The sequence below is a fragment of the Actinomadura rubrisoli genome (assembly GCF_004349215.1).
GTDB lineage: Bacteria > Actinomycetota > Actinomycetes > Streptosporangiales > Streptosporangiaceae > Spirillospora > Spirillospora rubrisoli.
This window is the reverse complement of record NZ_SMKU01000013.1, coordinates 38,065-61,390: the sequence shown is the minus strand read 5'-3', so window position 1 is coordinate 61,390 and position 23,326 is coordinate 38,065. Positions and strand designations below refer to the sequence as shown.

The window sequence follows — 23,326 nt, the reverse complement described above, 5'->3', positions numbered from 1 at the left end:
GGGCGGGGTCGGCATCTGGGGTGAGGTAGACGCTCCTCAGCAGCCACAGGCCCAGCGGGTTCGCGGCGACGTCGGCCAGCGCCGCAGCCGGGTGACCGGATGGGCGCTGGTCGGACGGTGGGGTGTGGCGCAGGGTGGTGAGGACGTGCTGCCAGGCCGGTCCGGGATCGGGTGGCAGGCAGTGGGTGAGGTAGTCGGTGGCGGCCGCGGGGTCCAGGGGGCGGGGTTCCAGCACGGCGGCGGAGGTGATCACATCTCCGGCCTCGGTGACCGCTTGGGTGAACTCGGCCGTGCGGCTGGTGAGGATGAGCTGGTCGTCGGCGCCCAGCGACCGGTTCAGCGCGCCGATGACAGCCGTGTGGGCGGGGGCGGGGAGTTCGTCCAGGCCGTCCAGGACGGGCAGCAGGTGCCCGCGCGCGGCCAGTGCCCGTACGACCTGTTCGCCGAGCCCGGGCGCGCGCAGGGCGGGGTAGTCGCCCAGGAGCCGGTCGGCGAGCCAGTCGTGCAGCCGGGGGAACCGTTCGGTGTCCCAGCCGGCGACCGGGAGCAGGACCGGAACCGGCTCATCTCCGTGTTGGGGGCGGGTGGCCAGCAGGTGCAGCAGCAACTGCACCGCCAGGGTGGTCTTGCCGGCCCCCGGGCCGCCCAAGATCACCAGGCGGCGGCGCCTGGTGCGGCGGAACCGGGTGGCCAGGGCGGCGATATCGGCGCTGGAGGCCGTCCACCACACCCCGGCCCCGCTCGCGGCGGCGGCGGGGTCGATGTGGCCGGGATGGTCCATGATCGCGGGCGTGTGCGTGCCGGGCGCGGGGGTGCGCCAGCGCACCGGGATCGGATCGGGATCGGCCAGTGACCGCAGCCGCGCCTCGTCCCTCCACTGCTCGGCCACCATCTCGGCCAGCAGCTCCTTGGCGCGCGTCACCGCATCGGGGACGGGGACGGTCTGAACGGCCAGCTCGCGGGAGCGGCGCCTGGCCCATCTCCACGCCAAGATCAGCGGCACCGCGGCGGCCAGCACGAACCCGCCGGTGAGCTGAGCACGGTTGGCCGAGATCTGTAACCCGTCCTTGCCGGTCAGCGGAGCGAACGTCACCGCTCCCAGTACCAGCACCCCGGCCGCCGCCGCCAAGACCGCCAGCCACGGCCACCAGGCCCTGCGGTTGCGCATGGTCGCCATCCTGGGACGAGCCGCCCTTTATTTGTGGTCGAAGTCCACAAACGGCCTCATCAGGGCAACCGAACTCCTACGGCGACCCGGCACATGAACACAGTTCCTTGATCAACTTCCAGACGCGAGGTCCGCGCTGCCGTGCAGCGGATCATCGCGCGGGCGGCCCGGCGGCCGCTCCAGATCGGAAAGTACCAGGTGGACGAGCACATCAGCCCGTCATTGCCAGCCGGGCTCCTCGCCGAGGACCACTACTTCGCCGAGCCGGCCGGGATCGTGCGCGGGCTCCACCGGGCCGCGCGGGGCGTCCGGTCGACCGGCGACACCCGACCATGTGGCCCTGCACCGCGCGATGCCGCCTCCCACGTGGTCTCGCTCCGGAACGTCCGACGCCACGGTCTCTACGGGATGTACCCGAACCGCTGCGTCACTGGCGCCGTCAACGCCCTGCCTAGCGTCCGGCAAGCCGCCCAACGCGGACGTGACCTGCGACCAGGACTCCTGACCGCGCCAGCATCAGGCCCACAACCTCACTACATATGCTTGCGTATATATATGTTCTCGTGTATCTTCGAGATGTGGTCAACAACGTGCAACAGCGAATGACGGCGATCTCGGAACCGAACCGGTTCCAGATCGTCGAGTTGCTCAAGGACGGCCCGCAGTCGGTTGGCGCGATCGTCGACGCGCTGGGCATGGGCCAGCCGCAGGTGTCCCGGCATCTGCGGCTGCTCGCCCAGGCGGGCGTGGTCGAGGTGACCAAACGGGCCCAGCAGCGGATCTACCGGCTGCACCCCGAAGCGATGCGCGAGCTGAGCGACTGGGCGCAGGGATTCGCCGCCTTGTGGTCGGAGCGGATGGACCGCCTCGGCGCCTTCCTCGAAGACGACGACCGTGTACCCGACCAGGCGAACCAGCAAGGAGGTTGAACATGCCCGAAGGCACCGCGGACGGCATCGTGATCGACAAGTCGAGCAACACCATCCATATCAGCCGCACCTACGCCGCCGGCGTCGAACGCGCGTGGTGGGCCTGGACCGACCCCAAGGCGATCACTCACTGGTGGGGCCCGCAGGGCTGGGCCGCGACCGTGTACGAGATGGACGTACGTCCAGGCGGACGCTGGCGATTCCAGATCGCGCCGGTGGACGGGTCGGCCGCCCCGGTCCGCAGCATCGCCACCTACAAGACGGTCGTCACCCGCGCCGAGTTGCGCTACGACGACGAGTTCGCCGACCAGGCCTGGCAATCCGACGGCACGGGCACTTTCCCCACCGCGGTCACCTTCATGCCGGCCGGCACCGGCTGCACCGTCGAGGTCACGGCCGGCTTCCCCGACGGCCAGGCGCTACAGCGAGCAGTCGAACTGCAGATGGCCGAAGGGTACGCCGAGGCCCTGGAACGGCTCGGCAGCCTGCTGGATGCCCCGCACACCGATACACCCTCAATTGAAGGAGATTCGATCATGTCCGGCCTTCCTACCGTCACCTCCGCCGACGGCACGACGATCGCCTACCAGAAGACCGGCTCGGGCCCCGCGATCATCGTGATCAGCAACGTCGCCGAGGACCACACCGGCGTCGCAGGCATCGCGCAGGCACTGTCCGAACACTTCACCGCCATCAGCTTCGACCGCCGCGGGCGCGGCGCCAGCGGCGACCCCCAGCCCTACGACCCGGCACGCGAGATCGACGACATCGCAGCACTGATCGATGTCGCAGGCGGCTCCGCGGCCCTGGTCAGCGGATCGGGGGGCTGTGGCCTCGCCCTCGACGCCGCCAGCGCGCTGGGCGGCAAGGTGACAGGGCTCTACCTGTATGAGCCGCCCTTCATCGTCGATGACTCCCGCGCTCCGGCGCCCAGCGACTACCTCGAACACCAGGAAGCGCTCATCGCGGCGGGCAAGCGCAGCGAGGCCGTCGAGTACTTCATGACCGAGATGATCGGTGTCCCCGCCGAATACATTCCCGCGATGAAGCAGGACCCTTCCTGGGACGCCATGGTCAAATACGCCCACACCTATACCTACGACGGCCGCATCATGCGCGGGCTCCAGGACGGCAAACCGCTGCCCACCGACCGCTGGTCGATCGACGCGCCGATCGCCGTGGCCGTCGGTGGCAACGGCGAGGCATTCATCCGCCAGGGCGCCAACGCGCTGGCCGCACTCCTGCCGAACGTCACCGTGCTGACCCTGCCCGACCACGACCACTCCGCGTTCTGGATGGCGCCGGAACCGGTCGCCGAACAAGCACGCACCTTCCTCCTCGGCTGACGACCACTGCCATCCCTGCCCCTAACGGCGTCATGGGGCGGGGATGGCTCATTCGCTTGAGGCTTCCAACCGACGAATCGAGGCGGAGGCCCTGCTGGGTGCGGGCTGAGCACTCCACGCCGGAGGCGCCCTGGAATGCATAGTGGGGGTGTTGCCCGGCGCTGATCACCGAGCGCGTCGGTGAATCCCACGGGCGATGGCGGCAGCTGACGGCTGGTCACCTGACCAAGGCCACCCCACTGATGGCTCTCGACCAGGTGACCGTCCACACCGACGGCGAACGCCGAATCGTCCGGGACGGTGCCGTCCGAGGCAGGGAGCGCACCGGCACCGCCCGTCACTGCCGCGACGACGGCGTCAGGAAGCCGCTTCCTGAGCGATCGTGGCGATGAGCCCCTGCGGGTCTTCGAGAACCTCGATCGTGGCCTGGTCGACGAGGAAGTACTGGCCCCCGTCCTCGCGGGGGTTGGTGTAGGCGGCGGTTGCCACGAGCCGGTGGAAGTCCGCCACCACCGCGATCGGGTAGCCCTGGTCGAAGACCTCGCCGTGCGCGGCCGTGGCGACCGTCCCGGCCTCGTACCAGGTGATGAAGTACTGCGCCGGCGCGGTCTTGAAGACGCGCAGTGTCGGCTCCGTCTGCTGCACACCGGTGAAGTCGCCGGCCACGCCGCTCCACACGATGGTCGACTCATCCGCGTAGTGCTGTTGCAGTACGTTGCCGGATCCGTAGTGGAAGTTGGCGCGAATTCCGACCAGGTCGTTGCTCAGGGGATACGTGTCGGGTACGGGGAAGAAGCGCATGTCGAGCGCCATAGGTGACCTCCTTGGTTTCCGGGCAGGCTGCACCGCGGCTGGTTCATGGAAAGGGCTGCCAGCGGACGCATCGTGGAGGTCCGCATCCCTGGCGGGAGCGCGGCGGCGCTTGGCCGGGACTGCGACCCAGTTCGTTGATCACGAACCCGTGCCGCATCGGCCGTTCACTGACCGATGCGTCCGGGAACAAGGCGTCCTGCCCGATGACCAGATCCCGCACGCTGCCCTCCGGTGCGACGACGACCCGATGTCGTTTGCAGCCAAACAATATCGGATGAGACCGCATCCAGGCACAAGGTCAGACAGTGCGACGCAGGACCCCAGCCCGTAAGGGACGGGGTACCTGCTGAGCCGGACGGTGTGGGACGCCGACGCCATACGCGATGACCTGCGCGGCTATGTCACCGAACAGCTCGGTTGGGCCGGGGCGGTCCTAGTGATGGACGAGACCGGGGATCTGAAGAAGGGCACCGGCAGCGCCAAGACACCGGCACCGCGGGCCGCAACGAAAACAGCCTGGTCGCGGTGTCTCTGACCTATGCCACCGACACCGGGCACGCCTTCATCGACCGCGAGCTCTACCTGCCCGAGTCCTGGGCCAGCGACCCCGGGACGGCGTCAACCGCCGGAGTGCCCGCCGACCGGCAGATCGCCACCAAGCCCGAACTGGCCCGCCGAATAGTCGCCCGCGCATTGGTCGCTGGAGCGGACGCGCACTGGGCCACCGGTGACGAGGTCTACGGCCAGAGCCCGGACCTGCGGCGCGAGCTAGAACAGCGCGGCATCGGCTAGGTGCTGGCGGTCGCGTCCAGCCACCGCGTCATCTTGGGCACCCGATCCCGCCGCTCCGACCAGGCCGCCACCGCTCTGCCCAGGCGGGCCTGGCAGACCCTCTCGGCCGGAACCGGCGCCAAGGGGCGGCTTTACCAATGGGCGCTGGTCGACATCGACCGCGGACAATCCGGCTGCCGGTGACTGCTGATCCGCCGCAACCGCCGCACCGGTGAGCTGGCGCTGCTACGCCTCCCGTCCCGTCCCCGTCCAGACCTGGTCACCGTTGCGGGCCGCCGCTGGAGCATCCAGGCAACCCAGGCCGGAAAGCGCCCGTGCGGCCTGGCCCCAGTACCAGGTTGGTTTCGTCCGCGTCTAGCAGCAACGTTTGTCGGATGAGTTTGGGCAACACCCCTGATCGTCGGGTTGCTGTTTTGACGTGTTTCAGCAATACTCCCGGGCTTGCGGTGGGAGTATCTGCTGTGTCACCCACCGTGAGGGGGCTTGGATGGCGCGGCAGTCCAAGACCGAGCTGTACGCGGCCATCCGTCGTGATGTGCGGACGGGGCTGTCGATCCGGGCGGTGATGCGCAAGCACGGCCTCTCGCACCCCACGGTGCGTCAGGCGCTGGAGACGGCGTGGCCGAAGCCGCGCAAGAAGATGGTCCCGCGGGCGAGGCGGCTGGATCCATACAAGCCGGTGATCCATGCGATGCTGCGGGCACGTCTGGACGCGCCGCGCAAACAGCGTCACACCGTCAGGCGGATCTTCGACCGGCTCGCCGACGAGCATGACGCGTCAGCCTGGCCATCGCCTCCAACGAAGCCTTCAGCGGCTGGGCCAGGACCTTCACCGACCCCCGTCTCTGCGGCGCCATCGTCGACCGCCTCACCTTCGGCGGCACCACCATGGAGACCGACAACGACTCCCACCGGCTCGCCCAGACCCGCGCCCGAGAGCACGCTGGCTAGATCTGTGGGACTTCATAGCCACCTCGACCGGCCTCGTGAGTTGGCCTGGTCCTCTGTGTCCTGGCGGCAGGGTTCCCGCTCGATGCCTGCCGGCATGGTGCGCTGGGGTCGAGAAAGACGCCGCAGTGGTTCGGCAGCGAGTTGATCCGACGAGACAAGGAAGTACGGCATGTTCAACCAGTGGAAGCGGTCACGAGGCGATTCTGAGTCCTCGTTCTCCCAGGAGGAACTGGAGCAGATAGAGATATTCGCGGCCGTAGTCGAGGTGCACCTCGCTGCGGCGTGCGTGACGCCGGGGCTCGTGCATATGATCACTGCGGGGGAGCAGAGCGCAACCGCACATTTCGGATACCTGAGTCGCCTCGGTAGCGGGCTGGAGATCACCGTTGCCAGGTTATCTCGGGATAGCTCCGACACCGACAGGGCTAAGGCTTACCAGGCCGAGGTCGTCGTGGGTACTCTCGACGACTTCACCGCCGACGTCGGGCGCGAGAGCGAACTGTGCATCAGCCGAAACACCGCGATGATCGAGGGCGAGCCGACCACCATCGCAAGCGATCTACTGTCGGCCTATTGCAGCGTTGTGGCGACGTAACCTGAATTCGCCTGACCCGGGAGGACGACCACCGATCTGCGTGGAATACCTGCCGAGCGGCTTGCTGGTCCGCATGCATGGCCACTATGCCCTCTTCACCATCGGGTTGTTCAGCTTGGCGAGGGTCGGAAGCGGGAGGCGGGATGCGGGGCCAGGGTACGGGCGATTCGGCGCAGTGTTTTCTCGTCTGGGGTATCGCTGGTCTGCGAGACGGTGACCAGGACGGAGTTCTTCCGGGCCAGGTACAGGACGCTCCTGGCATCCTCCGACCGCCGCCATAGGTCCGGCCCGGCCGCCGTGCAGGGCAGGTCTTGTGCATAGGAGTCCCAGTTGCAGCGCTTCGGCGGTGCGAAGCCGGCCGGGAGCCGTAGGACGCCCACACTGATGGACGAGGTGGCCACCGTGTAGCCGTCCACTGCCGGGTTCACCGAGACCAGACCGGCGGGCAGGAGCGTGTAGCGGAACGCGCCGGGGGCTGCGGACGGATCCTTGATCACATAGCCGGGCAGGTCCGGGGCCAGCAGTGGGACTCCGGCGTCGGCAAGGTAGTCGTCCCTGGCCTGCCCGTCGTGGAACGCAGCGACGAGGCGGAGCCCAAGGAGCAGTAGAAGGGTGGTGACGATCCCGCCGATCCGCCACGGCCGCGCAATCCCGCGGCCGCACACCAGGGCGGCCGCTGCGAAACCGACGAGAGCGAACAGGAAGAACCCGGGTACGGCGAAGCCCACCGGCAGCCGCGCCTCCACGCTCAACCAGCCGACGAGGATCGACAGGACGACCCCGACCGCCGCCACCGGAAGCGCCGGGCGGACGCCCACCCACCACAGCGCGGGCCAGGACGCGACCGCCGCCCCGGCCAGGCAGCCGAATCCGATCAGCAGAGACCACCCCAGGCAGTCCCAACCCTCACCGTGGCAGGGCACCGCGGCCGCCAGCGCGAACGCGACCAGCACCGCGACAAGGACAAGCCCACCGCCCACGACCCCTGCCAGCAGCACCCGCAGCGCAACGGGGCGTTCCTGTAAATCGCTCACGGGCCGACTGTGCCAGCCCTGGCGGCCCGGCCGCCTGAGTACCCGTACTCAGACCCACCCGAAAGGACCATGGGCGATGCCGTCCGAACACGCTCCCGTAGGCCGAGCACCCGGCTTCGGTCCTGGCAGCTCGGACGGAGATCGACCCACGGGCCAACCGAACAAACAGCACCCACTCTCAGGACCATCGGTCATTCCCCGTCCCGTTTGGGGTCCATAGTGCGCAAGGCCAACCGGGCAGCGCCCCTACGACTTTCGACTGGCCCCGTCAGGGCGACTTCGGTGGCTCCCCTTCCGGTAGCGCCGGGTCGCACGAAACAGCCCCGCTCTAATGCGAGCAGATCGCGTCGTCCCACCTCACCAACGGAGCCACGAGGGCGAGCGCCGCTAGTTGATCTCCTTGTCCTTCGCGATAGTCCTACCGCCTCGCCTCCGCCGAGTTTGGAAACGAGGGAAAGATCATCCTGAGCCGGACCGGCTTGCCGGGTCTGCGCATGGCCGCAATGCTGTAGTGCGACCCTCGAACCCCCGCTGGAGACTCTATGACCAGTTCGCCAGGTGGCTCTTCTGAGGCGTTGCCTGCCAAGGCGGGTCCGCTGCGGCCCGGGGACCCTGCACGGATCGGCTCGTACGAGGTGATCGGCTTCCTGGGCGAGGGCGGAATGGGCTCGGTCTTTCTGGCCCGGAGCCCGGGTGGTTTAGTGGCGGTGAAGGTCGTACGGGCCGACTACGCCCGGCACGCGCAGTTCCGCGAACGGTTCCGTCGCGAGGCGCACAGCGCGCTGCGGGTGCCTCGATTCTGCACCGCGGAGGTTCTGGCCGCCGACCCGGACGCCGACCCGCCCTACCTGGTGACCGAGTTCATCGACGGCCCCACCCTGGACGAGGTCGTGGCGGCCGGCGGGCCGCTGCGCCGCGCGGAACTGGAGCAGCTCGGCGTGAGCATGGCGGTGGCGCTGGCCGGAGTGCACGGGGTCGGGGTCGTCCACCGGGACCTCAAGCCGGCCAATGTGCTGCTGTCGCGGACGGGCCCGCGCGTCATCGACTTTGGCATCGCCAGCGCAGTCGACGCCGCCTTCGGCCTGACAGGCACCGGCCAGATCGTTGGTACGCCCGGATTCATGGCACCTGAGCAGTTCGAGAGCGGGGAGACGCGGCAGCCCGCCGATATCTTTGCCTGGGGTGCGGTGATGGCGTTCGCGGCAACCGGGCGGCGGCCGTTCGGCGCCGGCCCGGTACAGGCCATCGCTTACCGCATCGTTCACGGTGAGCCGGACATGGAGGGCCTGGACGACGGCCCGCTGCGTACCGTCATCTCGGCCGCGCTGAACAAGGATCCGGCCCGCCGTCCCAGCGCCCGCGAGTTGCTGGCGCGGCTGGGCGTGGCCGATGGCGATCCGGCCGATGGCGCGGCTCGACGCCTTGGACGGGCGCCCGCGGGCCCCTCGCTCGGGCACCCACCCGGCACCCACCAGAGCACGCCGCCGGGCTTACCTCCGCCGACCTCGGCCTTGGGCCCGGGAGGCGGCCGGATCGCAAGAGAAGCGCCGACGCCGCCGACCGACACAGGCCGGCTGCGTCGGCGCGGGCTCCTGTGGGGCGGTGTCGCGGCCGCGCTGGCCCTTGTGTTCGGCCTGGTCGCGGTGCCTTTGCTTCGGAGCGGCGGCCACGGCACACCCGAGTCGAGGCCGCCGCGCACGACGGGCGGCGGCAACAAGGAGCTGGAAGGACGCTGGACCAGCACCTATGGCGCCATGTACGTCCGGGTCGACGGCGACGAGATCCGCATGCTCTATGAGTGGGGCGGGCTCAGCCGCGTCCGGGGCACCGTGACCGGAGACGTGATCAACGCCGTCTACTCCGAAGGGCCGAGCAGCGAGCCGACCGGACGCGTCCGGTTCCGGATCCTACGATCAGCAAAGACGCTCAGCTTCGAGGGCAAATGGGCATTGGGCTTCTCTGGCGATCTGACCTCCGACTGGAACGCCGACCGCGTCGGGAACGACATCCCGCCCACGATCGGCAGGAAACTGGACGAAAAGCCGATCTTCCCCAGACTCCCTTCCTAAATCACTGCCGCCTCCGGAAGGCTCTCATCAGAGAAAAACCGAGGGCTACGGCGACGGTCGGCATCGACCACCCGGCCCGAGACGGCGTCGAACGGCGCTGATCAATTCGGTGCGGTGATCGGAAAGGTAGGGCCACGGCGGGGCGGGCGTCGAAGAGAAGCATCTGGGACGCCCGCCCCGGACGGCTATTTCTCGGTGATGAACTCGTGGTAGCGGCCCATCCAGTAGGGCAGGAGATAGGAGGCGCCGTCGTCCTCGGTGGTGCCCGCGCTGCCCTGGTCGAGCTTGTACGGGTCATGGTTCCAGTGGCTGACCACTCGCTCGTCCACGGGGAGCACCGTCCCGCTTCGCAGCATGCCGAGCTTCGCTGGGTCGGCGTCGGGCCGAACGTGCCGGTTGAGGTTGACGACGTCGAGCCGCCCGCTGTTGGTCTGCTTCCAGTTGATCAGGTTGAGCGGGAACCGCTTGAGCGTGTCGACCGACTGCGTCAGCCACGGCCCGGTCGGGTCGAGGTCGAAGGGTCCGTACGCGTCGGTCCAGGTCGCGCCCTTGAGGTGGACCCCGGCGATGAAGTTGAAGAGCGGGTTCAGCTCGTACTGCTCAAGTTGCCAGTAGTCGTAGAGCGAGCGCGCCCACGAGCGCTTGAGCGCGGGATCGCCCTCGTACTTGAGCAGGTGGTAGTAGTTCATGAACGCCATCTCGTCGTCGGACTGGTTGCCTCCGCCGACTCCGGGCGTCACCTTGGGCGCCAGGGTGTTCATCCCGTAGCCGTGCTCGTCGATGAGCTTCTTCTTGGCCGCCGCGTACTTGCCGTCGTCGGACACGTGGTCGGCGATCGTCAGGAACGTGAGCATGGTCTGGCTGTTGAGGCCGCGCTCCTCGCGCCGCCACGGGTTGCCGTTCAGCTCGCGCGGGTTGAAGAAGCCCCAGCGGGTGGGCTTGCCGTCGTGGTCGACGAAGGACAGGTCGTGCGTGAGGAAGTGGTCGGTGGTCCGGGTGATGACGGCCGCGACCTTGTTCTTCTCCGCCTCGTCCTTGGCGACCAGGTCGTAGTAGAGCGCGTTGAAGAAGTAGTGCCCGACCAGCTCGTCGGAGCTGGTGTCGCTCTTCCAGTACCACTTGCCGTCGGCGCTCGTGGGCCACCGCTTGGGCGAGATCTTCCAGTAGGCGTCGCCCTTCTGCTTCTCCTTGTCGTGCTCCGGGCGGTCCTTCAGATTGGGGTCGCCGTCGGCGGTGCTGCGGACGGTGCGGGCGAAGAAGCCGGGCGGGGCCGGATGCGAGCCTCCCTGGGTGACGTCGCCAAGGAACTTCAGCGCCTCGAACACCTTGCGGGCGTTCTCCCGCGCGCGCGGGTCCTTGGACGCGGCGAACCTGAACGACTCGGCGGCGCCGTACATCCCGGTCCAGAGGCCGTCGTTGTCGCTGTCGCTCTGCGTCCACTTGGTGAGGTCGCCCGGCCGCTCCAGGTCGGCGCCCTCGACGAACCCGTACGGCGTCCGCTTGTGCCTGGCGTCGATGGCCTGCTCGTAGACGTCGGCCTTCTGCGCCAGCGTCGTGCGGCGCGCCTCGATGAGGCCGACCGCGCCCGCCGTGCCGAAGTAGGCGTTGGCCTTGCCGTCCACGGCGACGGCGGAGACCGCGTCGTCCGGCAGCCAGCGGCGGCCCTGGCGGTACTCCCAGTGCTCGCCGTCGAAGCGGATCGCTCCGCGGGACGTCCCGAGCCATACGTCACCGTCCGCCCCCGGCGCCAGAGCGGTGAATCCGAGCAGCGGCAGGCCGCGCGACGGGTCGTAGAGTCTCCACTTGCCGTCGCGGACGCCGATGCCCTGCGCCCCGGCGATCCAGAGCCGGCCCTTGCTGTCGTAGGTCAGGTGAGTGATCGCGGTGGACGCCCATGGGCCGGTGTCTCCGGCAAGCGTCACGGGCTGCCAGCCGCGGCGGCCCTGCTGTTCGAAGAGACCGCCGGTGGTGGCGACGGCGATCGTGCCCGTCTTGGCGCGGGCCAGCGCGACGGCCGTGCCCGGCAGCCGCTCGCGTTCCCAGTTCCGGCCGGACTTGTGCCGGTAGAGCCTCTCGCCCTGGACGAGCACCACGTCGGACCCGCCGGCGAGCAGCGCGGTGGCGGCGTCCACATGGTGTGGAAGCCGGTCGGTCGACGCCTGCCAGCGCCCGGCGCCGGTGCGTCGCGCGGTGAGCAGGCCCTTCGCCGTGAGCGCGACCAGGGCGTCGCCGTGCCAGGCGACCTTGTGGGCGGCCTCGCCCGACACCTCGGTCCAGCGGCCGGAGTCCCAGACGGCGACGCCCTTGGTGTGCGCGGCGGCGATCGTTCCGCCCGGGCCCGCGGCGAGCGCGACCGCCTTGCCGGGCAGGCCGGGCATCGTGCTGCCGACCTGGAGCAAGAACGGGGCGACGACGGTGTCCGCGCCCGCGGGGCTGGTCCCGGCCGCGGCCGGTCCGAGTGAGATGGCGAGCGCGGTGGCTAGTAGGAGCCTCTTGGTGCGTGCCATGGGCTTCCTCCAGGATGCGGGAATGAGCGAACAGGCTGGCAAGCATAGTAAAGAGTCTTTATTGCATTCAGGCAAGACTCTTTACTAGAATCTTCGCCATGGCCCAGCACGCGACGCTCACGACCATGCGCGAGATCAACGCCTCCGTGGTCCTCGACGCAATCCGCACCGACCCGCCGCTCTCCCGGGCCGAGGTGAGCCGCCGGACCGGCATGACCAAGCCGACCGTCGCCAACGCGCTCGACCTGCTGCTCGCCGCCGGGCTCGTCCGGGAGACCGAGCCCCCGGCGGGCGAGACGCACTACGGCGCGGTCTACTTCGAGCCGCTGGACACGCTCGCGCACGTCCTCGCCCTCGACATCGGGACCCGGTTCGTCCGGGGCGCCGTCTCCGACCTGAGCGGCGCCGTCGTCGCCCGCTATGACGAGCGGATCGACGGACCCGCGCCCGACGTGGTACTGGCCGGCGCCCGCGCCGTCCGCGACCGCCTGACCAGGGACGGCCCGCCGCTCGAACTGGCCGTGGCCGGCGTGCCCGGCGTGGTCGACCCCGAGGAGGGCGTGATCAGGGAGAGCAACCGGGCCGCGCTGGAGGGCATGGCGATCAGGACGGAGCTCGGCGCGGTGCTCGGCGTCGCGACCGAGGTGGAGAACGACATCAACCTGGCCGCCATCGGCGAGCACGCGTCCGGGGCCGGCCGGGAGGTGGACGACTTCGTGTTCCTGTCGATCGGCACCGGGGTCGGGGCCGGGCTCATCCTCGGCGGCCGTCCGCACCGTGGGAGCAGGGGCGCGGCGGGCGAGGTGGACAACCCCGCGCCCGGCACGGCGATCGCGCCGGACAGCCCCTCGGCGGACGCCCTGCTGACCTGGGCCGCCGAGTGGATCTCCGCCCGGGCGAAGGCCGGATCGGCGCTGGCGTCGGCCCGGCCCGGCCGTGTCACCGCCGAGGCGATCTTCGCCGCGGACCGCGCCGGCGATCCGCTCGCCGCCCGGATCCTGGTCGAGCAGGCGCGGCGGACGGCCGTCCGGATCGCCGAGATCGTCCGGGTGACCGATGTCGAGCTGGTCGTCCTCGGCGGCGGGGTCGGCCTCGCCTGCACGCAGATCCTGCCACGGATCGAGGCCGAGCTGGCGATCCTCCTCCGCCATCCGCCGAGAGTGGCCGTCTCCAGCCTCGGCGACGCGCCCGTCCTGGTCGGGGCCATGGCCATGGGGTCCCGGCTGGCACGGCAGCGCTTCGCGGAGCGGTGCATCTCCGGCGTCACGGCGGGCCGCTCATGAAGATCGCGGTGATCGGCGGGGGGTCCACCTACACCCCCGAGCTGGTGGACGGCCTGACCCGCCTGCCGGTCGGCGAACTCGTCCTCATGGACCCCGCCGCCGACCGGCTCGACCTCGTCGGGGGCCTCGCGCAGCGGATGTTCGCACGGGCCGGTCACCCCGGCCGGGTGCGCTGGACCACCGGCCTCGACGACGCCGTCGAGGGCGCGACGGCGGTGCTGCTCCAGCTCCGTATCGGCGGCCAGCGGGCCCGGCTCGGCGACGAGACCTGGCCGCTGGAGTGCGGCTGCGTGGGCCAGGAGACGACCGGTGCGGGCGGCCTGGCGAAGGCGCTGCGCACCGTCCCAGCCGTCCTCCGGATCGCCGAGCGGGCGCGCGCGCTGGCGCCCAAGGCGTGGATCATCGACTTCACCAACCCGGTCGGCATCGTCACCCGCGCACTCCTGGATGCCGGTCACCGCGCGGTGGGCCTGTGCAACGTGGCGATGGGCTTCCAGCGGCTGTTCGCCCGGCTCCACGGCTGTGACCCCGCCGAACTGTCGCTGGAGCATGTCGGGCTCAACCACCTGTCGTGGGAACGCGCCGCATGGGTGGACGGCGTGGACGTCCTGCCGGCGCTGCTGGCGGGCGACGGACGGGACCTGGTCGACGAGACCGAGCTGTCCCTTGCCCTGATGCGCGCGCTTGGTGTCGTCCCGTCCTACTACCTGCGCTACTACTACGCGCACGACCGGGTGGTGGACGAGCAGCGCCGCGGGCCGCGCCGGGCGGAGCAGGTGCTGTCGATCGAAGAACGGCTGCTCGCGATGTACGCCGACCCTGAACTGGCGGAGAAGCCGGCGCTGCTGGAGGAGCGCGGCGGCGCGTACTACTCGACGGCCGCCGTCGAGCTGTTGACATCGCTGCTCGAAGACCGTGGCGACCGCCAGGTGGTGAACGTGCGCAACGGCATCACGCTGCCGTTCCTGCCGGAGTCGGCGGTGATCGAGGTTCCGGCGACGATCAACGAGACGGGTCCGGTGCCGGTACCGGTGCGTCGGGTCGAACCGCTGTTCGCAGGGCTGATCGCGCATGTCACCGCGTACGAGGAACTCGCTTTGGCGGCGGCCCTGCACGGGGGGAGGGCACGGGTGGAGGCGGCGCTGCTGGCCCATCCGCTGGTCGGACAGTACGACCTGGCCCGTGACCTGGCGGACCGGTTGCTGGCCGCCAACCGCGAGCACCTGCCGTGGGCCGCGTGAACCGGCAGGCTCAACGACCCGCGGTGCTCGCCGTCGACGCAGGCAACAGCAAAACGGACGTGGCGTTGGTGGCGGCCACCGGCGACGTGCTCGCCTGGGTACGCGGTGGCGGCTTCGAGCCCCACAGCCAAGGGCTGGGCAAGGCGATCGGCGGCCTGGCGGACCTCGTTCGCGCGGCCGCCTCCGAGGCGGGAGGGGGGCCGGTGGCCGACCATGTCACGGCCCTCCTCGCCAACTGCGACCTGCCGGAGGAGCGCGAGACCCTGACGAAGGCGATCACGGCCCAAGGGTGGGCGCCGGACGTGACGGTCGACAATGACACGTTCGCGGTCCTGCGCGCCGGATCCGGGGTTCCCTACGGGGTCGCGGTCGTGTGCGGGGCCGGCATGAACTGTGTCGCCCGCTCACCCAGCGGACGGACCGTCCGCTACCTCGCTCTAGGACGTCGGTCGGGCGATTGGGGTGGCGGGGAGTTCCTCGGCGAGGAGGTGCTCTGGTGCGCGGTGCGCGACGAGGACGGACGAGGCCCCCGTACCGACCTGCGGGAAGCCGTCGCCGCGCACTTCGACCTGCCCGACGTCACCGCCGTGTGCATCGCGTTCCACCTGCGTGAACTGCCCGGCGAACGGCTGCACGAGCTGGTGCCGCTGCTGTTCGAGGTCGCCGGCGGCGGTGACGTGGTGGCGAGGTCCCTCGTGGAACGTCTCGGGGACGAGGTGGCCGGAATGGCCCTCGCGGCGCTGGACCGGCTCGCCTTCGACCGGGCGCCCGTGCCGGTGGTGCTGGGCGGCGGGGTGCTCACCGCGTCCCATCCGCTGCTGCTGAACCGCGTCGAAGCGCGGTTCCGCGCCTCGGGGGCCGACGTCGACCTGCGTATCCTGACCGCCCCACCGATCGTCGGCTCCGCACTTCACGGCTTTGACGAGCTCGGACTCGGCGGCCGAGCGGCGGAGGAACGGCTCAGAGCCGCCTTCTCCCGGTCGTTGCGTCCTGACGTGCGGCGCCCCGTGGTGGAGGCCGTCGGGAAATTTAGTAAAGACTCTTGCCTAGAGTAGATAAAGACTCTTTACTGGGTCTGCGAAAGGAGTCCTCATGAACCGACTGAAGAGGACGATCGGTCTGCTGGCCGGTGCCGCCTCCACCATGATGATGTTCGCGGCATGCGGTAACGGCGGCGGCCAGGGGGCGGACGACGACGTCCTGCGGATCGCCATGGTCTCGCCGGGCGAGGCGCAGATCCGGGTCTGGAAAGACATCGCCAAGCAGTACGAGAAGGCGCACCCCGGCATGAAGGTGCAGCTCAACTTCCAGGACGACGACCTGTACCAGAGCGTGGGCCTGCCGAGCCTGCTGAACGGCCGGAAGGCCCCCGACATCTACTTCGAATGGGCCGGCGACCGGCTCGCCACCCGCGTCAAGGACGGGTTCGCCGCCGACGTCGGCTCCTACGTCGGCAACGGCCCGCTCAAGGGACTGATCGGCGACTCCGCCTACAACCTGATGAAGGTCGGCGGGAAGACGGTCATGGTGCCGTTCGCGTCCGACGTCACCAACGTGCTCTGGTACAACACCAAGGTCATGTCCGGGGCCGGGGTGGCGCCGCCGAAGACCTGGGACGAGCTGCTCGCGGCCTGCGACACCCTGAGGTCCAAGGGGATCACCCCCATCGCCGCCGGCAACAAGGACCTGTGGCCCGTCGGCAACTGGATCGCGCACCTGGTCTCCCGGGTGGCGGGCGAGTCCTCCTACGCCCAGGTCCTGTCGGGGAAGGCGGGCTTCGACAGCCCCGGCTGGAGCGACGCGCTCGGGCACGTGGCGCAGCTGCGCGACCACAAGTGCCTCAATGACACGGCCAGCGCGCTCAACGACACCGAGGGCGACCAGATGTTCCTCCAGGGGAAGGCGGCCATGCACCCGATCGGCTCGTGGCTGGTGAGCGCCTCGATCGAGGAGGCCCCCAAGCTGGAGATCGACTACGTCAACCTCCCGTCCGTACCCGGCTCGGGCGACCAGAACAGCGTCATCGGCGTCGCCACCGGCTACGTGATCAACGCCAAGAGCAAGAAGATCAAGGAGTCCGCCGACTTCCTCGCGCTGGCCAACTCCGGCGCCAACGTGACCGCGTTCACCAAGTCCGGGACCGTCCCGCAGGCCAAGCCCGCCCCCGGCGGCCCGCCTGTCGACCCGCGCACGACCCGCCTCAACGCCCTGCTCTCGGGCGCCAAGACGCTCGTCCTGCCGCCCGACACCGGCTACGAGCTCAAGCGCGCGGAAGCGTTCTACCGGGCGGTCTCCCTCGTCCTCGGCGGGAAGAACAAGCCGCAGGACGCGCTCGCCGCCGCCGCACGCAAGGCGGGCACCTCGTGAAGCCGAACCACCGCGCGACGCCCTACCTGTTCGCCGGCCCCGCCCTGCTCGTCTTCGGCTTCGCCGTACTGGGCCCGATGATCGCCACCGGCGCGTTCAGCTTCACCGAATGGTCCGGTTTCGGGCCCATGGAGTTCGTCGGCTTCGACAACTACACCCGCGCCTTCCGCGACACGGTCTTCATGGACTCCTTCGCGCACATCGCCCTCTACATCGCGGCCACGATCGTCCTGGAAGTCCTGGTGGGCCTGGCCCTCGCGGGCGTGCTCGCGGCGCGGCGCGGCGAGTCGACCTGGTTCCGGGTGGCCCTCTTCACACCCGTGATGCTGCCGATGGTGGTCGTCGCGGTGCTGTGGTCCTTCGTCTACAACGGCGACTTCGGCCTGGCCAACGCCGCCCTCGGAGCCGTCGGGCTGGACGGCCTGCGGCACGTGTGGCTGGGCGAGAGCGGCACCGCCCTGGCCGCGGTCTGCGTCGTCTCCGGCTGGGTGTACGCGGGCTTCTACATGGCCATCTTCTACGCCGCGCTGCGGCAGGTCCCCGAGGAGGTGATCGAGGCGGCCCGGCTGGACGGCGCCGGAGAGCTGCAGATCTTCTGGCGCGTGAAGGTCCCGGTGATCCGCAGGGCCGTCGAGGCGTGCCTGCTGTTGTGCGTGACCGGAGGATTTCAGAGCTTCGACCTGTTCTACGTCCTCACCAACGGCGGCCCGTACAACGCGACCGAGATCCCGACGACGTACCTCACCCGCGTCGCCTTCACCGACGGCGAGGTCGGCTACGGGTCCGCGATGGCCGTGATGATGACCGCGCTGGTCGTGCTCGCGGGCCTCGTCTTCATGCGTCTGCGTGCCCGGAGCGAGAGGACGGCGGCATGAACGGAACCGTGGAGAGAACCCGGACGCGCGGCACGGCGGTGGCCGTCCCCCCGGCCGTCCGGGCCCGGCGAATCTCCCGCTCGCTCTTCGGCCTCTGCTTCGGACTGCTCGCCCTGGTCTTCTTCCTCCCGATGATCTGGATGACGCTGTCCGGCTTCAAATCGAACTCCGACATCTTCTCCCACCCGTTCGCACCACCGGACGACATCGACTTCGGCCAATGGAAGACCGCCTGGCAGGTCGGCGGGCTCGGCCAATACGTGGTCAACAGCGTCGTCGTCACCGCTGCCTCGGTGCTGGCGATCCTGATACTGGGATCCGCCGCCGCCTACGCGTTCAGCAGATTCCGGTTCCGCGGTCGCGGCGCCTTTATGGCCTTGCTGGCACTGGGACTCCTGCTCCCATTGCAGTCGTATTTCATCGCGCAGAACACGATGTTCACCGACCTCGGCCTCACCGACACCCGCTGGGCGCTCATCGTCCCGTACACCGCGATGGGCCTGCCGCTGGCGACGTACCTGCTCAAGGTCTACCTGGACGCGCTGCCGGCCGAACTCTTCGAGGCCGCCCGCGTCGACGGCGCCGGCGACCTGCGCGTCTTCCTGATGATCGTGGTCCCGCTCCTGAAACCGGGCCTGGCCACCGTGGCCATCTTCTCCGCACTCGCCAGCTGGAACGAGTTCCTCCTGGCCCTGCTCTACATTCAGGACGACGCCCTGAAGACGATCCCGACCGGCCTGCTGGCCTTCACCGGACGGCACTCCACCGACTACGGGCTCCTCTTCTCCGCCCTCTCCATCATCACACTGCCGATGATCGTGATCTACGTGGTCTTCAACCGATGGGTAGTGGGCGGCGTCACCGCCGGAAGCCTCAAATGACCCCAGCCTTAGGATACGCAGCGCCGCCATGATGATGCGGTCCAGCGCGATCACCCGGTTGCTGTACGGCGTCTTCGGCGTGAGACGAGAGGCCGGAGGATGTCCGATTGCACTCAGCCGCACTTAAAGGTTAGACGGGAGATTCTTAACCCGCAGCTATTTCATGTCTGGCGCCTTTAGTTGCGCAACAAGCGTCGGCATTCAACGAGCCGACAGCGTCTGGAACACCTATGGCCAATATTGGCGTCAGTCGACGTCCTCGGTGTACGAAGTGAACCCTGCGACGGGTGCGCCATCGCGCCGGTTGGGATCGAGGAGCTCCTGGACGGCCAGTCCGAGCACGGACCGATCAACGCCTTCAAGATCATCGAGCGACAGCGTCGACACGTCGATCAGCCCGCTCTGCACGGCATTGTGCTGCTGGGGATGCACGGAGCTCTCCTCACGCCGGTTCTCCGGTCTCAACAGGACGAGCTTAACTCACGGAACCGTACGTGAGCTCGGCGATGTCCGGTAGGGGCCTTCGCCAGTAATGCTCCGCACTTAACCGATTCCTGCTTGAAAGGCGGCAAAAGTACACTATGGAGCCGGTCGCTCTTCCGCTATTCTGTGCAAAAAGCTAACCCACGGAGGCGACTCGTGGACCGTTTGCAGACCGGGGAAGTCCAGCGACGGGGTCCGGCGGTGTGGGGGAAGGTGCCGCTGCGCAACAAGAACTTCACGGGGCGCGGGGAACTGCTTGAGGCATTACGCGCGAAGATCGAGGAGTCTTCGACCACGGTCGCGTTGCACGCCCTCCACGGCATGGGCGGCGTGGGCAAGACCCAGATGGCGATCGAGTACGCCTGGCGCTACCAGGACTGGTACGACCTGGTCTGGTGGGTGCCGGCCGACCAGCCCATGATGATCCGTTCGGCGCTTGCTCAACTCGCTCCGTCCCTCGATCTTCCCCAGGCGGCCGCGAGCAGCGTCGGTGACGCCGCGACCGCCGTGCTTGAGGCGCTGCGCCGCGGCGAGCCGTACGACCGCTGGCTACTGATCTTCGACAATGCCGACCAGCCCGAGGACATCAACGAGCTGATGCCTCGCGGGCCTGGGCACGTGCTTCTCACCTCGCGCAACAACCGCTGGGGAGACATCGTCGAGACGATCTCCGTCGACGTGTTCACGCGAGAGGAGAGCATCGAGTTCCTGCACAAGCGGGTCTCAACCTCGATCGGCCCGGACTACGCCGACAAGCTCGCCGAGGAGTTGGGCGACCTTCCGCTCGCCCTGGAGCAGGCCGGTGCGCTGCTGGCACAGACCGGCATGACGCCGTCCGACTACCTGGAGGCATTGAGCCGCGAAACCGGACACCTGCTCTCGGTCGGCAAGCCGAACGAGTACCCGATGTCGATGACCGCCGCGTGGAGCATCTCGGTCACCAACCTTGACCAGCGGATGCCCGAGGCGGTCGAGCTATTGCGCTGTTGCGCGCTGTTCGGTCCAGAGCCGATCCCGCGCGATGTGTTCCGGGCGGGCGGCGTCCAGCGTCCGCAGCTCGCCGAGTTGCTGTCGAGGCCGATCCAGCTCAGCCAGGCGATCGGCGAGCTGGGCCGGTACGCGCTGTTGAGGGTCGACCTGGGCAGCCGCACCGTGCAGGTCCACCGGCTGATCCAGGCGCTGGTCCGGGAGGCGCTCCCGCCGTCCGAGCAGGAGGAGATCCGGGCGGACGTGCACCAGTTGCTGGTCGGGGCGTTGCCGCAGAACCCCGACGAGGCCGCCAACTGGGAGACCTTCCGCAACCTGGTCACGCATCTCGAACCGACCCGGCTGGAGATCAGTGCGTGCGACAACGTTCGGTCCATGGCCCTGGACATGATCCGGTATCTGTACCTCTCCGGCGATCTCTCGTCGGCCCTCCAATACGCCGACCGCTTTATCGAGCACTGGTCGGAGAGCCCCGAGGCGCCGGGCGCCGACGCTCTGCGGGGTCTGCGTGAGAAGGGCAACATCCTCCGTGAGTTGGGCAAATACGGCGAGGCGTACAACCTCAACCAGGACACGTTGCAGAAGATGCGCGCCGCCGAACTGCCCAAGGACGACACCTTCCCGCTGATCAACAGCATCGGTGCCGATCTGCGGGCCAGCGGGCGGTTCCGCGAGGCGCTCGCCCACGACGAGGACTCGCGGAACGCGCATATCGAGGCTTTCGGCCTCGATGACCCGCGGACCCTGCGGGCCACGAACAACCTGGCCGTGGACAACAGCCTCAACAGCCGGTTCTCCGAATCGGTCCACCTTCACGAGCAGGCGTTCAAGCTGGCCGACGAGGTGGGCCGGACGATGGGGGCCGCGTTCCTGGTGGCCACCTGGAACGGGCTCGCACGAGCCACCCGCCTCAACGGCGAGTACGGCCAAGCCTGCGACGTCGGTGAGGAGGCATACGCCTACGGCATCGACTACCTGGGCCGCGACCACCCATGGACGCTCCGGACCGCAAAGGACCTCTCCACCGCGTTGCGGCGGTTCGGTGAATTGGCCCGTGCCGAGGAGTTGGCGCGCGATGTCCACGGCCGATGCGTCCGTTTGTTCGGCCTCAACCAGCCGGACACGCTGGCGGCGGCGATGTCGCTGGCCAATGTGCGGCGCAACACGAAACGGGCGCAAGAGGGTCTGGAGCTCGCGGCCCATACCGCGCAGCTTTACCGAGAGGTCTACGGCCCCGATCACCCGTACACGCTGGCCTGTGCCGGTAACCACGCGCTGTTGCTGCGGCTGATCGTCTCTCCGCAGGAGGCACGTGATCTCAACGAGCGCACACTCGCGTCTCTGGAGACGGCGGTGGGCAAGGACCACCACTACTACCTGACCGTGGCGACCAACCTCGCGAGCGACTACGCCGAACTCCGTGACTTCGCACGGGCCGTCGCGATCGGCGAGAGCACGATGCCGCGACTGCGCCGCCTGGTTCGCGAAGACCACCCGATGACGCTGGCCTGCGCCGGCAATCTCTCCGCGGACCTCCGCATGCTCGGCCGGGTCGAGGACGCGGAGCAACTGGCCGCTGACACCGAGGCGCGTTACGGCCGGACGCTTCCGCACGAACACCCGGACGTCCGCACCTTCAAAGAGCATCGGCACCTGGACCTCGACTTCGATCCGCCACCGATCTGATGCCGTCCGAGGGACCGTCTGAATGCCGCGTGAACGAGCCTCTGATCGGTAGGACGGCCACGTCCTGGGAGGTGGTGTCCAAGAGGACGGCTTCGCCGGCTCGCCGTTCTCGCCAGCCCGTGAGGTGCCGGTCGGCTGCTTTGGCGGCCTGCACCTCGGCGTCCGCCGGGACGGGCTCAGCGCACCATACTTTGAGCGTCCGGCCCATCTCGGTGACGAATACCTCGCCGGCACCGGTGAGCCGTCCGCTCTCCAGCAGCGTCGAGATCGTCCGTGCCGTGGCCGTCCGCCACCGGGCGAACTCGACGTGCGCGCGCCTCGCGATGTCGTCGTTCTCCGTGGCCCGTTCGCGCCTCCAGAAGCCGGCGATGCCAAGGTGCGCGTAGGCGCCCTGGAGCAACCCCGCGAGCGGACGCGGGTCCTCCCGCCAAGGCGCGTAGTACCGGCTGCCGTCGTCCGGCAGCGTCAGGGAAACGATGTCGATCAGTGCCGTGAGCTTGACGTGCTGAACCTCGTGCGCCAGCGTCACGGCCAGCCCGTGAACGTCGCGCGGAGTCGAAACCCCGACGTTCCCGACGGCCTCCTTCGAGGTCGCGCTGCTCTCACCTGAGGCCGGTGCGGCCAGCGGCGTCAGTGCGGTGATGAGGGACCGGATCTCGTCGGCGACCGCGCGGTGCCTGCCGACCAGCAGAGCCCACGCCGCGTCCAGGGTGGTCCGCCAGCGCGCGAGTTCCTTGTCCGTCAGCGGCTGGGACGCGAGGTTGGCGCCGGGCATCCGGTCGGGGTCCAACTCGTCCAGCGTGAAGCTGACCGGCACGCCCTCATGCTCGGCGGCAAGGCGATACAGGGCGGTCCAGCCTGGCCCGTCCTCTTCCAGAACCGCCGGCAACTCGACTGTGCCCACCGCGGCGCCGTCCGGCCCCGAACGGACGACGACGCGGTCGCTCCCCGCTTCGGTCACGACGCCCAGAGACGGCAGGACGACCCGTCCCTCCGTCGCCGGGAGCTCGACGGCGGCCGGGAACCCGGTCCGGATCGCGGCCGCGGCGGCGATCGCGCCCAGCCGGTCGGCGCAGACCTGAAGGTCAGGTGACTCGCCAGACAGATTCAACGCGGCCCGCAACGCCGAGGACGCGACGGTCGGGTATCCGAGAACGGCCTGAGCCGCCGCCGGATCGGCGCGTTGCACCGCCGCAATCAGCTTGTACGCCTCCCGTACCGGACGGGCGCGATCCGGATCGATCCGCGTAGCGAGGTCCTGCATGCCGCGCAAAAGCAAGAGTCGCTTACTCTGCTGGGCCGCCTGGAGCATCGCAACG

At 69.1% G+C, this 23,326-nt stretch carries 18 protein-coding genes and 1 pseudogene; 13 read left to right on the top strand and 6 right to left on the bottom strand.

The window, feature by feature from the left end; all coding sequences use genetic code 11:
• Positions 1-1,168: NACHT domain-containing protein (locus E1298_RS05550; protein WP_165975312.1), on the bottom strand; the 1,168-nt coding region annotated here is incomplete at its 3' end.
• A 602-nt stretch (positions 1,169-1,770) separates the two neighbouring features.
• On the opposite strand from E1298_RS05550, the gene E1298_RS05545 reads away from it, so the two are divergent.
• Positions 1,771-2,097: an ArsR/SmtB family transcription factor gene (locus E1298_RS05545; protein ID WP_131889661.1), complete on the top strand. Its 327-nt coding sequence runs from the start codon at positions 1,771-1,773 to the stop codon at positions 2,095-2,097.
• Positions 2,098-2,099: 2 nt separating this feature from the next.
• A complete protein-coding gene (locus E1298_RS05540; protein ID WP_131889660.1) occupies positions 2,100-3,443 on the top strand; it encodes an alpha/beta fold hydrolase in 1,344 nt (447 codons plus the stop codon).
• Positions 3,444-3,800: 357 nt separating this feature from the next.
• On the opposite strand, the gene E1298_RS05535 is transcribed toward E1298_RS05540, so the two are convergent.
• Positions 3,801-4,256: a MoaF C-terminal domain-containing protein gene (locus tag E1298_RS05535; RefSeq protein ID WP_131889659.1), complete on the bottom strand. Its 456-nt coding sequence runs from the start codon at positions 4,254-4,256 to the stop codon at positions 3,801-3,803.
• 331 nt (positions 4,257-4,587) lie between these two features.
• Between E1298_RS05535 and E1298_RS51720 the strand changes: the two are divergent.
• The 3 genes and pseudogenes from E1298_RS51720 to E1298_RS05515 all read left to right on the top strand — a co-directional run.
• Positions 4,588-5,372, top strand: a pseudogene (locus tag E1298_RS51720) (IS701 family transposase); the annotation flags it as partial.
• A gap of 459 nt (positions 5,373-5,831) precedes the next feature.
• Positions 5,832-5,999, top strand: a complete 168-nt coding sequence (locus tag E1298_RS05520; RefSeq protein WP_131889668.1) for an ATP-binding protein — start codon at positions 5,832-5,834, stop codon at positions 5,997-5,999.
• Between the two features lie 169 nt (positions 6,000-6,168).
• Entirely contained in the window at positions 6,169-6,594 is a 426-nt protein-coding gene (locus E1298_RS05515; RefSeq protein WP_131889656.1) for a hypothetical protein, read from the top strand.
• Between the two features lie 110 nt (positions 6,595-6,704).
• Here the strand turns inward: E1298_RS05515 and E1298_RS05510 are convergent, their stop codons facing one another.
• Positions 6,705-7,628: a hypothetical protein gene (locus E1298_RS05510; protein WP_131889655.1), complete on the bottom strand. Its 924-nt coding sequence runs from the start codon at positions 7,626-7,628 to the stop codon at positions 6,705-6,707.
• A gap of 575 nt (positions 7,629-8,203) precedes the next feature.
• On the opposite strand from E1298_RS05510, the gene E1298_RS05505 reads away from it, so the two are divergent.
• Entirely contained in the window at positions 8,204-9,697 is a 1,494-nt protein-coding gene (locus E1298_RS05505; RefSeq protein WP_165975309.1) for a serine/threonine-protein kinase, read from the top strand.
• Positions 9,698-9,882: 185 nt separating this feature from the next.
• Here E1298_RS05505 and E1298_RS05500 read toward each other — a convergent pair whose 3' ends face one another.
• Positions 9,883-12,204, bottom strand: coding sequence for a hypothetical protein (locus tag E1298_RS05500; RefSeq protein WP_131889653.1), 2,322 nt, complete (start codon positions 12,202-12,204; stop codon positions 9,883-9,885).
• Between the two features lie 98 nt (positions 12,205-12,302).
• On the opposite strand from E1298_RS05500, the gene E1298_RS05495 reads away from it, so the two are divergent.
• The 6 genes from E1298_RS05495 to E1298_RS05470 are packed head-to-tail and all read left to right on the top strand — an operon-like array spanning position 12,303 to position 18,851.
• The gene (locus tag E1298_RS05495; protein WP_131889652.1) at positions 12,303-13,487 is read left to right on the top strand and encodes an ROK family protein; all 1,185 of its coding nucleotides are present in this window, start codon (positions 12,303-12,305) and stop codon (positions 13,485-13,487) included.
• Positions 13,484-14,728: a 6-phospho-beta-glucosidase gene (locus E1298_RS05490; protein WP_131889651.1), complete on the top strand. Its 1,245-nt coding sequence runs from the start codon at positions 13,484-13,486 to the stop codon at positions 14,726-14,728. The genes E1298_RS05495 and E1298_RS05490 overlap by 4 nt, the downstream gene beginning before the upstream one ends.
• Positions 14,725-15,783 carry an N-acetylglucosamine kinase gene (locus tag E1298_RS05485; protein WP_243725406.1) on the top strand — a complete coding sequence of 353 codons (1,059 nt, stop codon included), beginning with the start codon at positions 14,725-14,727 and terminating at the stop codon, positions 15,781-15,783. Before E1298_RS05490 ends, E1298_RS05485 begins: the two co-directional genes overlap by 4 nt.
• A gap of 37 nt (positions 15,784-15,820) precedes the next feature.
• The gene (locus tag E1298_RS05480) at positions 15,821-17,095 is read left to right on the top strand and encodes an ABC transporter substrate-binding protein (protein WP_131889650.1); all 1,275 of its coding nucleotides are present in this window, start codon (positions 15,821-15,823) and stop codon (positions 17,093-17,095) included.
• Entirely contained in the window at positions 17,092-17,970 is an 879-nt protein-coding gene (locus tag E1298_RS05475; RefSeq protein WP_207944458.1) for a carbohydrate ABC transporter permease, read from the top strand. Before E1298_RS05480 ends, E1298_RS05475 begins: the two co-directional genes overlap by 4 nt.
• Positions 17,967-18,851 carry a carbohydrate ABC transporter permease gene (locus E1298_RS05470; protein ID WP_131889649.1) on the top strand — a complete coding sequence of 295 codons (885 nt, stop codon included), beginning with the start codon at positions 17,967-17,969 and terminating at the stop codon, positions 18,849-18,851. The genes E1298_RS05475 and E1298_RS05470 overlap by 4 nt, the downstream gene beginning before the upstream one ends.
• A gap of 246 nt (positions 18,852-19,097) precedes the next feature.
• Here E1298_RS05470 and fxsA read toward each other — a convergent pair whose 3' ends face one another.
• Positions 19,098-19,283, bottom strand: a complete 186-nt coding sequence (fxsA, locus tag E1298_RS05465; RefSeq protein ID WP_131889648.1) for an FxSxx-COOH cyclophane-containing RiPP peptide — start codon at positions 19,281-19,283, stop codon at positions 19,098-19,100.
• A 126-nt stretch (positions 19,284-19,409) separates the two neighbouring features.
• Here fxsA and fxsT point away from each other — a divergent pair, with 126 nt between their 5' ends.
• Positions 19,410-22,007 carry an FxSxx-COOH system tetratricopeptide repeat protein gene (gene fxsT / locus E1298_RS05460; protein ID WP_243725405.1) on the top strand — a complete coding sequence of 866 codons (2,598 nt, stop codon included), beginning with the start codon at positions 19,410-19,412 and terminating at the stop codon, positions 22,005-22,007.
• Here fxsT and E1298_RS05455 read toward each other — a convergent pair.
• A complete protein-coding gene (locus E1298_RS05455) occupies positions 21,958-23,271 on the bottom strand; it encodes an HEXXH motif domain-containing protein (RefSeq protein ID WP_243725404.1) in 1,314 nt (437 codons plus the stop codon). The genes fxsT and E1298_RS05455 overlap by 50 nt on opposite strands.
• Between the last annotated feature and the right edge of the window lie 55 nt (positions 23,272-23,326).

Coding starts and splice junctions, on each gene's coding strand:
- E1298_RS05545 (WP_131889661.1), top strand. CDS start 1,771: ATGACGGCGATCTCGGAACCGAACCGGTTCCAGATCGTCGAGTTGCTC.
- E1298_RS05540 (WP_131889660.1), top strand. CDS start 2,100: ATGCCCGAAGGCACCGCGGACGGCATCGTGATCGACAAGTCGAGCAAC.
- E1298_RS05535 (WP_131889659.1), bottom strand. CDS start 4,256: ATGGCGCTCGACATGCGCTTCTTCCCCGTACCCGACACGTATCCCCTG.
- E1298_RS05515 (WP_131889656.1), top strand. CDS start 6,169: ATGTTCAACCAGTGGAAGCGGTCACGAGGCGATTCTGAGTCCTCGTTC.
- E1298_RS05500 (WP_131889653.1), bottom strand. CDS start 12,204: ATGGCACGCACCAAGAGGCTCCTACTAGCCACCGCGCTCGCCATCTCA.
- E1298_RS05495 (WP_131889652.1), top strand. CDS start 12,303: ATGGCCCAGCACGCGACGCTCACGACCATGCGCGAGATCAACGCCTCC.
- E1298_RS05490 (WP_131889651.1), top strand. CDS start 13,484: ATGAAGATCGCGGTGATCGGCGGGGGGTCCACCTACACCCCCGAGCTG.
- E1298_RS05480 (WP_131889650.1), top strand. CDS start 15,821: ATGAACCGACTGAAGAGGACGATCGGTCTGCTGGCCGGTGCCGCCTCC.
- E1298_RS05470 (WP_131889649.1), top strand. CDS start 17,967: ATGAACGGAACCGTGGAGAGAACCCGGACGCGCGGCACGGCGGTGGCC.
- E1298_RS05455 (WP_243725404.1), bottom strand. CDS start 23,271: ATGCAGGACCTCGCTACGCGGATCGATCCGGATCGCGCCCGTCCGGTA.